This is a genomic window from uncultured Microbacterium sp. (assembly GCF_963521645.1).
Lineage (GTDB): Bacteria > Actinomycetota > Actinomycetes > Actinomycetales > Microbacteriaceae > Microbacterium.
On record NZ_CAUQVQ010000066.1, the window covers coordinates 1 to 13552 of the forward strand.

The window sequence follows — 13552 nt, forward strand, 5'->3', positions numbered from 1 at the left end:
CCGGATGCGGTGAGGCGGCTGCCGCCGACGGGGGCGTCGCACCCGGCTGAGGACCGCGCGGCGGTGCCGCGTAGTCGGGGAAGACCAGCGCCGGTGCCTCAGCGGACGAGGGAGTGTGCGGCGCGAGCGACGGGATCGTGTAGCCGGAGGCGTCGCGCGCCGGGGTCGCAGACGGCGGCGTGCTGCGACGAGGGCCCGGCTGCAGAGCGGCGAGGCGCTCGCCCTCGGGGTACGGCGCGGCCCCCCACGCGAGAACCGTGGCCCACACGGGCGGGAGCAGGATCGCCAGCACGGTCATGCCGGCGCCGCGACCGAAGCGCTTGTTGATTCGGTGCGTCGCGACGACCTTGAGGTACAGACCGTAGAGCTGCACGATCGGGATGAAGTAGAACACCACCGACCAGGCCGGCACTCCCCCGCGCGCGAGGATCTCGGCTTCGTTCAGGATCGGGACCCAGCCCTTCCACCCCTCGCCTCCGATGCGCGGGAACAGCCGCGACAGAGCCAGGGCGTACCAGACGTACACGGCGATGCCGATGAGCAGGCCGAGGCCTCCGACGATCGCGAGCATCGTGACGAGGCCGGACTCCGTAGCGGCGGTCATGAGATCCCCTTCTTCCGATCGTCGAGCGATCCGGTCATTCCGAGAGTACCGAGCATGGGACGCAGTCCGAAGAACGCCGCCTCCCGCGTGGGCCGCACCCGCCCGACGACAGACCGGGGGCGCACCCTCGTGACGAGCCGCCGCCACCGTCGCTGCGCCCGGGCGAGGTCCGCCCGCTCGGCGTCGACGAGCGTCCAGGCCTCGGCCGCGTCATCCTCCGTCGGCGGATGCTCGCCGAAGATGCCGCGATCGACGAGTGCCGCCAGCCTTCCCGCATCCGCGCGGTCGACCGACTGCGCCCGCTGTGTGCGCGTGCCGACCGCATCCATCGTGATGTCATGATCGGCGTACACGTCGACGAGCTCCTCCCAGGCGCCGGCCAGACGCACCTCGGGGTCGTCGGCGGTGCGGCGAGCCCGCTCGCGCTGCCGCTTCGCGAGGAACAGCACCAGCAAGGGCAGCAGCAGAAGCGCGACGGCGAGAAGGCCCAGCCCGACTCCGCGGAGGATCGGCAGCAGGACCGAGAGCACAGCCGACTGCGGCTCATCGAGCGGCGCGGCGTCGTCATTCGAATCGCTCTGCGCGAGCGGGGGATCGAGAGCCTCCGACCGCGGCTGCTCGGGCACCGTCGGGTGCTCGGGAAGCTGCTCCCCCTCTGTGAGCGAACTCGGCAGCATCGCGTACTGGGGTGTCGTGTCGACCGGCGTCCACTCGCCGCCGGAGGCGCGCACCTCGACCCACGCGCTCATGTTCGCTCCCGTGCAGACCTGGTCGCACGCAGGGATCCCCGGCACGGCCGCCGCACCGGCCAGGCGGGCGCCGATCACCACGCGCGACTCGAGACCGAGATGCTGCGCGAGCAGGGCCGCCGCGACCGAGAACTGCTCGTCGTCTCCGACGGCGGACACGAGCATTTCGGGTGCGGCGTCGGAACCGGCACGACGCTCCTGCTCGATCAGCTCGGTGAAGAGCTCTTCGATGCGTGCGACCGAGTGACCGGCGTAGCTCGACGCGAACGCGTAGCCCTCGGCCTGTGTGAGCGAGGCGATCCACGCCCCGGCCGAGGTGTCTTCGATGAGCGAATGGCTCAGGTACCCCCGTGAACGCAGACGATCGATCAGTTCGAGGTAGCCCGCTCCCGACCGCGGCTGCTCCTGCAGTTCGGCCCACTCGGCGAGTGCGGGGTACAGATCGGTGTCCAGCTTCGAGCTGCCGCCCTGAGCCGCCCTGAGATCGACCCCGTCGGAGGGCGCGTCCACCAGCACCGAATAGCTGTCTCCGGGCACGAGCCCCTGACCGCCACCCGGAGCGTCCGCGATCGTGATGGCGGTGTCGCCGCCCTCGTTCACATGGAAGCCGTCGGCGAGATCGTCGGCGCGCGACCCGATGAACTGCGGCGCCTCGGCGAGACCGGCGGGGGCGGGCACCCAGATGCCCCGGTAGGCGTCGCCGATCGTGAGGTCGAGCGCCGTGCGTCCCGGGCCGGGGAGAGCCGTGCGCGGCAGCCGGCTGAAACGGTCCTCGGGGGCGATGTGGAAGTCTTCGCCGTCGTAGGAGTCGAGGGAGACGAGACGGATGCGATCGACAGGACCCGGATCGCCCTCCACCTGCAGCACGGTCTCCCCGAACCGCTCGGCGGCGAACCACGAGCGATACGAGCTGAGCGGGCTGGTCTGCTGCTGCACGACGACCATCGGCTCGACCTCGTCACGCAGCACGGAGCGATCGCTCCATCCCGCTGCCGCGGGTGCGATGGCGACGCCGGCGATCAGCGCGACCACGGCGATCCCCGCCGAGAGCAGGTGGCGACGCACGGTCAACCACACCGGCGTCGCGCGTCGCGAGATGTTGGCGGCGGCCACCGCACGCAGCGCCTGTGCACGGCGCAGTCGGGTGCGCCCGATCACCCACGCCAGCGCCGTGACGAACACGGCGACACCGATCAGCCATTCGCGCGGAGCGGGGAGCGGAACCCCCAGAAGGGTCGCGGTCGATGAGGTGCCGCTGAGCCCGAAGGCGATGCCGAACACGCTCATGGCTGCGACCACCGGCACCGCGATGGTCGAACGGCGCCCCTGTTCGAGCACGAGCAGGGTGGAGAAGAACGCACCGAAGAGCATGACCAGCAGGAACGGGATGAGCACGGCCTGATACTCGCCGAGCGGCGGGTTCAGGGTGAGCATCTGCTTCCAGCCGAGCACCACGCCGAGCACGGCATCGCGCAGGCCGCCGAAGAACGCGGGGATCGAGGTCAGCGCCGAAGGGATCGCGAGCGGTACGGCGACGACGAGATACGCACCTGCGGCGACGAGCGTGCCCACGAGCAGCCCCCAGCGCAGCATCCGTGCGGTGAGGGCGATCGCCATGCCGAGCGCGCCGCCGACGAGCCCGATCACGAGCTGGCGCGGCGCCTCGTATACGGGCCAGGCCGCCGCGGTCGCGAGCAGGATGCCCACCACGACGTAACCCAGCGACCAGAGGGTCAGCGCGGAGGGCGCGACGAGTCGACGTCGCTTCGCGCCGGTGGTCGCGCCGCCGCGCCTCTTCGGTCCCGCCGCGTTCATCGGAGGGCTCCGCGGGCCAGCAGCTGTGGCAGATCGCCGAGAGCGCCGAGAGTCATGACGGCGAGTTCGCGCGCCGTGCGCATGGTGGGCTGCTCGCCGAGTTCGCTGCGCACGGCGACAGCCTCGACAGCGGCCGGGAGCTTCACGGCGGCATGGCGGAGCCGCTCCAACGGCATGCGGGAGCCGGTCAGCAGGAAGCCGATCGACAGGTCGGGATACGACTGCGCCGTGAGGGCGGTCACGGCCTCGAGGCGCATCACCCGGTCGGCCGCATCGATCGTCGAGGTCGCATCCAGCAGCGCCTTGGGGGTGACCGTGGGCAGAGTGCGGATCGAGAGCACCTCGCTCCGGCTGTGCTCGGGGATCTCGTTGCTCACCGAGAACAGCACGTCCCTGCCGTCTCGCACGCCCTGCAGGGCGAGGGATGCCGCCGCGCTCACCGTGTTCTCGAACTCATCGTCGCTCTCGTAGGACTCGGCGTCGAGGTCGAGGATGATCGCGATGCGCGCGTGCCGCGACTCCTCGTACTGACGGACCATGAGCCTGCCCGTCTTGGCGGTCGACTTCCAGTGCACGTGTCGTTGGGAGTCGCCGACGACGTACTCTCGCACGGCATGGAAAGACAGGTCCGCGTCGACCAGAGCCGTGCTCGGTGTGCCCTCGAGATCGCGGATGAGGCCCGCGCTCGTGCTCGGCAGGCGAACCGTGACGGGATGCACGTGGATCCGCTGCACATCGGGCCAGCGCAGCTCGCGACGCAGGATGCCGAGCGGATCGCCGCGCGTGATGGTCATGGGGCCGACGTCGATGACTCCGCGTCGGTGGGCGGCGATGGTCAGCTGCTCTCTGTGGTGTGCGCCCGGCCTGAGCAGCGGAACGTGCGCTTCGACGAGTCCTTCCCCGACCGGCACATCGACGATCCCCGGCAGCGACAGCCGCTCCCCGTTGTTGCGCACATCGAGGGTGGCGCCGATCTCGGCACCCGCCACGACCCGATCGCGGTCGAGCTCGAGGTCGATCCGGTAGTCGTGCTCCCCCAGGATGAAGGGGATGCACACCAGCACCAGCACGAGGGCGATGGCGGCGACCGCCCAGGCCTCCACCCAGCCGAAGAGCAGTCCAGCGGCGAACGCGAGCACCAGCGTCACCACGACCAGCAGTCCGGCGGCCGTGACGGTCTCGCCCAGCCACTGCGCGGAACGACGGACCGCGCGCGCGGCCGTGCGCGCCGCCCGGCGCACCCCGAACACCGCACCGCGCACGGGGCCGCGGCGCGTGCGGTCGTAGCGCGTCACCGTCGACGTGCGGGTCGAGGTGCTCGTGCCCGCCGTGGTGCGCGTCAGTCGCGACTCGGTGCTGAAGCTCACGCAGTGCCGTTCTCGCGCGGCGGTTCGACGTCGAGCAGGATCTGGCCGACGACGGCGACGGCGGTGACGCCGTCGAACTCGGCCTCGGGCTCGAGCACGAGTCGGTGTGCCAGCGCCACGACCGCGAGTTCGCGCACATCGTCGGGCGTCACGAACGTGCGTCCGTTCTTCGCCGCCCACGTCATCACGAGGCGCGAGAGCGCGAGCGCTCCGCGCACGCTGGCGCCGAGACGCACCTCGGAGGCGCGTCGAGTGGCGTCGACGATGCGCATGATGTAGTCGGACACCAGCGGATTCACGTAGACGCCACGAGTCATCTCCGCCATCGTCAGGATGGTGTCGGTGCTGACGATGCCGTCGAGCACGTGCTTCGGCTGAGCCGCCCCCTGCAGGATGCGCATGGTCGCGGCCTCATCGGGATACCCGATCGAGGTCTTGATCATGAAGCGGTCGAGCTGGGCCTCGGGCAGACGGTACGTGCCGCCCTGCTCGATCGGGTTCTGGGTGGCCATGACGAGGAAGGGCGAGGGCACCGGGCGAGTGACGCCGTCGACCGTGACCGTGCCCTCCTCCATGACCTCCAGCAGCGCGGACTGCGTCTTGGGGCTCGCGCGGTTGATCTCGTCCGCGAGCACGATGTTGGCGAAGACGGGGCCTGCGTGGAATTCGAAGGCACCCTCCTTCTGGTCGTACACCGTGATGCCGGTGACGTCGCCCGGCAGCAGGTCGGGTGTGAACTGGATGCGGGTGCTGGTGCCGGTGACCGTCTGGGCGATCGCCCTGGCCAGCGCGGTCTTGCCTGTTCCGGGGAAGTCCTCGAGCAGCACGTGACCACCGCTCACCGCCGCGGCGAGCACCAGCTCGACGACGTGCCTCTTGCCGAGGATCGCCTGTTCGACGTTGCCGGTGAGGATCGAGAACGTCTCTGCGAACCAGGCCGCCTGCTCGGCGGCGATCGTCACGGGAGCAGCTGTGGGAGCAGGCATAGGGCAACCGTATTCTTCTGGGGCGTCTGCGCGGTGCAGGGCGGTGGGGTGGAGGGACTGGTCATCGTCAGGGTCATCCGGCCGGGTCGGTCGGGACTCCGGGAACCACCGGCGCGGCGGGATCGGTCTCGACCGGGTCGGGCTTGGGCGGGTCCGGCGGCTTCGGGGGCGGCGGCTGGGTGCACAGCGGCGCGCGGTGGCTGATCGGCTTGAGCGCGGCGTAGGCACCGGTCCACGTGATCCTGACGTCGACCACCGAGACGCCGTCGACGACCTTCGGCGCCATGACCGAGGAGTACGACCCTCGCGCGGCGGCGGTTACCGTGAACAGGTCGTTCACGTTCGCGGGCACGCAGCGCTGGAACTGCACCGCCACCGTGGTGGGGGCGGTCCGCGGCACGATCTCGACCGGGTCCGAGCAGTACATGGTCAGCACCGTGTGGCACGAGCGCGCGCTGACGGGCAGCGGCGAGGCGTCGGTGCTCAGCTCGAAGTTCGGACGCCACGACCCGTACATGTTGTACTGCGGGGCGAAGCCGTCTCTGGCCGCGATGTTCGGCGCAGACTCGAGCACGTACGAGTAGCGATCGTTCTGGAACGCGGGCTGGGTCGCGACCGTGTAGGTGGTGTTGCCCTTCGGTCCGTCGACGAAGACGAACGTGAACACTTCGGTCGTTGCCGACTCGGCCACGCCGTAGCCGTTGGAGGCGCACGCCTTGACCTTGTACATCGAGTACTCGGCGAGATTGGTGAGCGTCGCCGAGGGCGACTTCACCTCGGCGCCCGAGACCACCAGGCGCCCGTTGCCGTCGACCGTGCAGCTCGCGTTGCCCGAGCGCCAGGCGAGGTAGACCACGTCGAGGGCGAGCGCGCTGCCATTGGCCTGCGCCCGCACGCCGGCGACATTCACCGAGGTGTTCGACGCCGCGGTCGCCTGGGTGCCCGCCGGGTCGAAGTACACGGTGCCCGCGACGGTCACCGAGGTGCGGAACGCTCCGCCCTCGTTGCCGCCCTGCCCCGTGGGAGGCTGGAACTGGCTGATCGGCACGAGGGTCAGGGTCTGTGCGCCGGGAGAGAGGGTGATGTCGGCCGTGGTCGTGGCGCCGGTGCGCTCGATGACCTGCCCGGTCTCCTCGATGCGGAACGCACGTGCATCGTCGGATGCGGCGACCGACAGCGCGGCCACTCCCCGTGACCGGTCGGTCACGCCGGCGCGGTAGACCGGGGCTGCGGAGGCGTTCGACACCACGGGGGCCGCGTACGCCCACGTCGTGTGAGCCGAGGTCGCGGCCGACGTGCCGACGGCGTTGACGGCCGAGGCGGTGAAGGCATGGGGCTCGCCGTTGACGAGGCCGTTGACGGTGCAGCGGTAGACGCCTCCGCCCGCCGGACTGCACGAGGCGTTGGCGGGAGCACCGTCCTGCAGGATCGTGATCGCGCTGACAGCGGGGTGCGCGCGACCGGCCTCACCGAGCGGCACCTCCAGCTCGACGGTCGAGCGTGTGAATCCGACCGTCGAGACACTGGCCGGCGCCTGCGGGAAGCCCTGCAGATCGAGGGTCAGCGTGCCGGTGCCGGTGCGTCCCTGAGCGTCGGAGACGACGAACGGGATGACGCACTGGCCTCCGGGTGCCTGGCCGCCGCCGGGCCAGCTGGCGGTGAGCGTCGTGCTGCCGGATGTCGAGATCGACGCGACGTCGCATCGCGCCCCGTCGCCCAGGGACACCAGGCGCAGCCCCGAGCCGGCCTTGCCCGCGAACGGATCGTACTCGCCCGCGACGTCGACCACCTGGATCGAGCAGTTGGGGTTGGTGACGATGCACTGCCGGGTGAACGTCGCTCCGCGCGGAGCATCCGGCGGCGCCGCTCCGACCACGAGCCGCACGGACGCCGACGGCTCGCCGTACTGCGGCACCGTGATGCTCACGTTCTCGGTGTTGCCCGGTCGCGCATCCGCGCGGGCCTCGATGGTCAGCGAGGAGCCGTTCTGCGTGACGATGAACGCCGAGCCGTTGTAGACGACGCGGTAGTCGAGAGCTCCCACGTCGCCCTCACGCCCGCCCTCCCAGCTCGCCATGTTGGAGTACAGGTCGACGCTCTCGGTCGCGCCGGGGGCGATCGTGTGCGAGATCGAGGAGAGCAGCAGCTGGGGCTCTGCGGGGCGGATGCTGATCGGGACGTCGATGTACGACCAGCGCTCCTGCCCCTTCAGTCGCACCGGCACCAGGCAGGTGTCGGCCCACGGCGCCTCCCGACCTGCCTGGTAGGTCGCCCCTCCGGCACCGTCGGCGGCACAGCTGGCGGAGGCGCGCTGCGCGGTGAACTGTCCGGTGCCGACCTCGATGCTGTCGGACGCGGGCAGGTCGACGTAGTCGGCGAGGGCGAACGAGACCGATGCGTCCTCGTCGACGGTCACCGGCGTGGTGCCGGGTGTGATCTGCACCTGCATGTCGTCGAACGCGGGGATGCGCAGGAACCCATGGCCGACGACGTCGCGCCCGCTCGGCGCCGTGCCGGTGAGCTGGAACGGGACGAGCGCTCCCTCTTCGGGCGCCTGCCCGACGATGCGATCACCCTGCACCGAGAAGCCGGGCTGGTCGCCCCAGAGGCTCAGCGTGAGCGACCCCACGTCACCGGACGGCCAGCTGACCCGATCCGTCACGACGTCGATGCCCCGCTCCGCGATCTCTTCGCGATCTCTCGCGGTGAGCACGGTGTCGGCGACGGACGGCTGATCGGTGACGGCACCGTCGGTGACGGTGACCACGATCAGCCCCTGCGACGTGCTCGACGACCGCGCGGACTTGACCGTGTAGAAGTAGGAGTTCGTCCCGGCGGTGTCACCGGCCCGCAGCACGATCCGGCCGTCCTCCAAGGAGGTGTCAGGGTCGATCAGCGAGGTGAGCCGGTCGTACAGGGGGTTGCCCTGCACGGGCGGCGCGTTGGGGACGAGTTCGGTGATCTCGAGCTCGCTCTGAGCGGGGTCGAGGTCGTTGGATCGCGGGTCCAGCACGACCGGCGTCTCGGACCCCGCCTCCACGCGCACGTAATCGCTGAAGGTCACCGGCGCGGTGTCGTCGATGTCGGCGTCCAGCACCCCGACCCGGACGATGCCGGTGCCCGTCTCGCCCTGTGGATCGCGGACCGTGTATCGGAACGACGCCTGTCCGCCGGACACCCCCGAGGCGGGTGCTCGGTAGACGATCGACTCGCCGTTGGCCGAGATCGTCGCCGTGCCGGAGCCGCGCTCGGGCTGGTCGACGCCTGCGAGCACCACGCGGTCGCCGTCGCTGTCCATGCCGGTGACGGGAACAGGGATCGACACGGTCTGACCGCTCAGCACGCGCCCGGTGAGCGTGGTCGGAGTCGGCGCGCGGTTCGTACCCGCCGGAAGCACCGTCACCGTGACGGAGCCGTTGTCGTACAGCGAGGGATTGCGCTCCAGCGACACCGAGTACGTGAGGCGATACGTGCCCGGCGTGCTCGGAGCGAGATAGCGCAGCGCGTTGCGATCGGCGAACACGAGTTCACCCGCTTCCCCGGAGCCCGTGACCTCGGGCAGAACGACGAGCGGTTCGCCGCGGGGGGCGACGTCGTTCGCCGCGACGTTGATGCGCGTGAGCGACCCGGCGCGCACCGTGATGGCGTCGGGGAACACGATCGGCCTGGTGACCGTCGACGGCGGGGCGAGGAACACCGTCACGGTGCCCTGCACGGCGGCGCCGGCTCCGTCGGCGACCGTCACGGTCGCCGTGCCGATCACGCCGGGGTCGCCGCTCTCCGTCGTGCCGTTGACGCGGATGCTCTCGTTGCCCACGACGCGCACGTTGAGCTGAGGCGTCGAGCTCACGGCATCCGACAGCATCAGCACCCGACCGCTGGTGTTCTGCACCGAGTCGAGCACGTCGACCGTCGTGTCCTCGCCCTCGCGCACGAAGGCGGTGAGCGGAGCCATCGCGAGCGCCGACGAGCCGTCGACCGCTGTCACGCGGATGACCGCGGACTGCTCGGCCTGGGTCGACGCGTCCTGCGCCGTGTAGGTGACGACGTACTGCCCGGGTTCGGCGACGGTCAGCTCGACCGTGCCTCCGGCAGTGTTGGGGGTGACTTCGAGTCCCTGTGCGGTCGCCGCGGTCTGCACGGCGTCGACCAGACGATACGAACCGGAACCGCCGGAGAGATGGTCGGAGATGCGGATCGACTGCCGTTCGCCCACACGTGCGGTCAGCGCCACCGGAGCCGCGATCAGGGCGGGGCTGCCGGTGACCTGGACGTCGAGCGTCTTCTCCGCGCGCGCGCCGTGCACGTCCTGGACGACCACGGTGACCGAGATCACGGCATCCGCGGCGTTGGGGTCGGTATGCCGGATCGCGACGCGGCCGTCGGACATCGGGACGACCATGACCGGCGACGACGGGTCGGTCTCATACGCATCGCTGAGGACGAAGGGATCGCCCTCGGGATCCACCCAGCCGGAGAGGGCCGAGACGATCGTGCTGCCGCCGGGCAGGAGCTGCGGGGTCGGCCATTCCTGCTGACACGCCTCGACGCCGCACCACACCGGCGCGGAGTTCGACGCGGCATCGACGACGGTCAGCGACACCGTCGCGGGCGCCGAGGTCGCGGCACCGTCGGTCACCGCGTAGGTGAAGCTCGTCTGCCCTGCATCGGCTCGCACGTTCACGACCAGGGACTGTCCGTTCGCGACCAGCGACAGGTCGCCGAACCCGGAGTCGGCGAGCCCGGAGATCGATGCGGGATCGATCGAGAGCACGTCCTTCTTGTTCGGGTCGTGGTCGTTGAAGAGCACCGGCAGGAGCACCTGCTGACCGGCGCGCACACCGAACGCGTCGTTCACCGCCACGGGCGGCAGCTGCTCGGCGACGTCCTCGACGACGACGGTGCCCTCCTCCTGCTCCGTCTCGTCTTCGATGGCCCACTGCTCGAGGGGGATCAGCACGCCGTCGGGGGCGGTCCAGATCAGTCCCGTGCCGAGCTCGCTCAGCACCGCACGGTCGCCGTTCGCCTGGAAGACGGGCTCGATCGTCGCCGAGTCCAGCGCTTCGTCGGGCACGGTCAGCGGCACGCTCTCGCCGTCCGACCACAGCGTGCCGGATGCCGTGTCGAGCCATGCGGCGTAGGTCTCGCCGCCCACCACGACGGGAGTGGCGGGGACTCCGGACGCCTCGACGATCCGCTCAGACTCGCCGGATGCGAGATCGACGGACACCAGCCCGTCGGAGTCGGCGACGGCCACCTCGTCACCGCGCGCCGTGCCGGACTGGAGCCTGGCGTCCTCGGCGACATCGAGTTCGACGGGTTCCTCACGACCCGAGAGCCAGAGCTCTCCGGATCCGCCCTGCAGCATCGCCCAGCGCTCCCCGACGACGGTGAGCGCGAGGCCTTCGCCGGCCTCCGGTGCGCTTCCCACCGCGGTGCCATCGTCGAGGAAGCGGTACTCGTCGATGTCGAAGCGTCGGACGGCTCCCTCCTCGGCCGAGTACAGCACAAGCAGACCGTCGGGAGACAGGCCCACGGCATCCGCCGTGTAGGTGGGAGGGTCTTCGCCCTCTTCGACCTCGATACCCGAGAACGGGTCGACCAGGGCGGTCGCGGCTCCGGCCTCGAGCGTCGTCACCGACACCTGGCCGGTGTCGGTGCGGTAGGCGACGTACGGGCCGGCCGAGATGATCTCGCGAGTGCCCGCGGGGGTCGGCTCCGAGGCGATCGGTGCGCCCTCGGCCGAGGGGTCGGAGAGCAGGTCGGTGGGAGTCGCGGGATCCACGTCCCATCGTTGTCGATTTCCCTGCGCGTAGAGCACCGCGTGCGAGCCGCTCTGCCACACGGCTTCGGGGTCGTCGACGTTGCGCACCGTGTCGATCTCGGCCAGCTCCGTGTTCACACGGGCGTACTGTCCGCTGTCGCGCATGACCCAGACGGCGGATTCGAGGCGGGGCACCTCCTGCGACTCATAGCCCTGCGCCGTGATCGCGAGCGTCGTGACCACGGCGAGCGCCGCGATGCCCGAGACCGCGGCGATGACACGGCGGCGAGGGCGCGGCGCCGCCGCGTTCCGGGTGCGGTCGCCGATCGCCATCACAGGACCCCCGTCAGGAAGAGGGCTGCGACGCCGACCCCGCCCAGGACGGCGGCCCCGATCGCCGCGCCGACCAGGCCGGCGACCAACGGGGAGCGGCTCTTCGTCCGAGGCGTCGACGGGAGGTCGTCGCGGTCGCGCGGTGCGGCCTGAGGACGAGCGGCTCGGGCTGCGCGGCGCGAGTCCGGAGAGACGGTCGTGATGACGGGTCCGCGCGGCGCGGAGTCGGAGAAGCTCACCGGCGCAGCGGCCGCCCACTCCGCCGAGGCGGCCTCGAACGCGGTGGGGTGGAGGCCGAGCTCGTACTGCGCCCACCGGAGGCGCTCGGCGAACTCAGCCATGCTCGTGAACCGCTTGGCGGGATCGCGCTGCATCGCTGTCGCGAAGATGTCGTCGATGATCGGCGGCACTCCGGCGACCGGAACGGCCGTGTACCGAGCCTTGACGATGCGGTCGGTGAGCTGGTCACGCGAGTTGGATCCGCGGTCCGCGCGCTCGAAGGGACTGCGACCGGCGAGGAGCGTGTAGAGCGTGGCGCCGAGGCTCCAGATCTCGCTCGGGACGGACCCGGTCACGCGTTCCTGCAGCACTTCGGGCGAGCTCCAGGGCACGGACATGGCGATCGTCTCCCCGTCGCCCTCATCGATGACTGCGGCCGCGATGCCGAAGTCGGCGAGCACGGGCGCACCGAGGGAGTTGATGAGCACGTTCGACGGTTTGATGTCGCGGTGCAGCAGACCGGCCCGGTGCACGGTCTCGAGCGCGCCCGCGATGCGCACGCCGGTGTCGAGCACATCGGCGAGCGGCAGCGGCGCCTTCTTATAGCGCGCGCTCATCGTGTCGGGGCAGTACTCCATGGCGAAGTACGGGCGTCCGTCGGCGGAGATCGAAGCCTGATAGATCGTGACGATGGAGGGGTGGGCGCTCAGACGTGCCGAGATGTCGGCCTCGACGTTGAAGGTGCGCAGCACGTCGGGGTTGACCGCGTCGGCCAGCAGCACCTTGACGGCGGCGACGCGGCGCGGCATGTCCTGCTCGTAGAGGAACACGTCGGCGAAGCCGCCCGAGCCGAGCGGGCGCACGTAGCTGTAGCCCGCCAACGTCGGCGGGGTCGATGCCATGCGCGTGGCCACTCATGCTCCTCACGGTCGGTGCAGGGAGACCGCGCCGTGCTCGAGCCTGACGCCACGCGCTAGGCGTTCCCCCCGGTCACCGAGTATATCCGCGGACAAGCGCGCCGCACGGCCGGAGCTCGTCGGCAGAATCCCGTGCGCCGCTAGCCGCGCCAGCACCCGACGACGTGGTCGTCGACCATGCCCGTCGACTGCATGAGCGCGTACATGGTCGTCGGCCCGACGAAACGGAAGCCGCGTCGCCGCAGTTCTGTGCTCATCGCGGTCGACTCGGGAGTCACCGCAGCGACGTCGAGGAGCGTCGCGGGCCGGGTCCACGAGGCGGGCGCGAACGACCACATGAGCTCATCGAGTGCGCCGTCGGGCATCTCGCGGACGATGCGCGCATTGCCGATCGTCGCCTCGATCTTCGCGCGATTGCGGATGATGCCGACGTCGGCCATGAGCCGCTCGACGTCGCTCTCGTCGAACTCCGCGACGGTGCGGATGTCGAACCCCGCGAAGACCTCGCGGAAGCGCGGCCGCTTGCGCAGGATCGTGATCCAGGAGAGACCGGCTTGGAACCCCTCGAGCGCCATCTTCTCGAACAGGGCCCTGTCTCCATGCAGAGGGGTGCCCCATTCTTCGTCGTGATAGCGGCGGTACTCCGCGTCGTCGCCCACCCAGGCGCAGCGCGCACGATCGTCAGGGCCGATGGCGAGGGAGGTCATGACCTCACCGTATCGAGAGACTCGGACAGGGGCCGGCGCTCGAGCGGGAGCGTCGGTGGCGGGCGACTCGAGGGGGACGGCTTCGCGTGGG

The 13552-nt window shown here is 70.6% G+C and carries 7 protein-coding genes; all 7 read right to left on the bottom strand.

All coding sequences use genetic code 11. The annotated features are described in order from the left end of the window. The coding region (locus RWO82_RS12220) for a DUF5684 domain-containing protein (RefSeq protein ID WP_314427394.1) at positions 1-604 on the bottom strand (604 nt) is incomplete at its 3' end. After that, positions 601-3168: a transglutaminase domain-containing protein gene (locus RWO82_RS12225; RefSeq protein WP_314427396.1), complete on the bottom strand. Its 2568-nt coding sequence runs from the start codon at positions 3166-3168 to the stop codon at positions 601-603. The genes RWO82_RS12220 and RWO82_RS12225, both read right to left, overlap by 4 nt. Beyond that, a complete protein-coding gene (locus RWO82_RS12230) occupies positions 3165-4535 on the bottom strand; it encodes a DUF58 domain-containing protein (protein ID WP_314427399.1) in 1371 nt (456 codons plus the stop codon). The genes RWO82_RS12225 and RWO82_RS12230 overlap by 4 nt, the downstream gene beginning before the upstream one ends. After that, positions 4532-5497 (bottom strand): AAA family ATPase, encoded by a 966-nt coding sequence (locus RWO82_RS12235; RefSeq protein WP_399540818.1) that lies wholly within the window; start codon positions 5495-5497, stop codon positions 4532-4534. Before RWO82_RS12235 ends, RWO82_RS12230 begins: the two co-directional genes overlap by 4 nt. A gap of 97 nt (positions 5498-5594) precedes the next feature. Continuing rightward, positions 5595-11618, bottom strand: a complete 6024-nt coding sequence (locus RWO82_RS12240) for an Ig-like domain-containing protein (protein WP_314427405.1) — start codon at positions 11616-11618, stop codon at positions 5595-5597. After that, positions 11618-12751 carry a serine/threonine-protein kinase gene (locus RWO82_RS12245; RefSeq protein ID WP_314427407.1) on the bottom strand — a complete coding sequence of 378 codons (1134 nt, stop codon included), beginning with the start codon at positions 12749-12751 and terminating at the stop codon, positions 11618-11620. The genes RWO82_RS12240 and RWO82_RS12245 overlap by 1 nt, the downstream gene beginning before the upstream one ends. Positions 12752-12894: 143 nt before the next feature. Continuing rightward, a complete protein-coding gene (locus RWO82_RS12250) occupies positions 12895-13461 on the bottom strand; it encodes a DNA-3-methyladenine glycosylase I (RefSeq protein ID WP_314427410.1) in 567 nt (188 codons plus the stop codon). Positions 13462-13552 lie beyond the last annotated feature (91 nt).

Excerpts from the sequence above, each read along its gene's own strand:
- RWO82_RS12225 (WP_314427396.1), bottom strand. The coding sequence starts at position 3,168 with ATGAACGCGGCGGGACCGAAGAGGCGCGGCGGCGCGACCACCGGCGCG.
- RWO82_RS12240 (WP_314427405.1), bottom strand. The coding sequence starts at position 11,618 with ATGGCGATCGGCGACCGCACCCGGAACGCGGCGGCGCCGCGCCCTCGC.
- RWO82_RS12250 (WP_314427410.1), bottom strand. The coding sequence starts at position 13,461 with ATGACCTCCCTCGCCATCGGCCCTGACGATCGTGCGCGCTGCGCCTGG.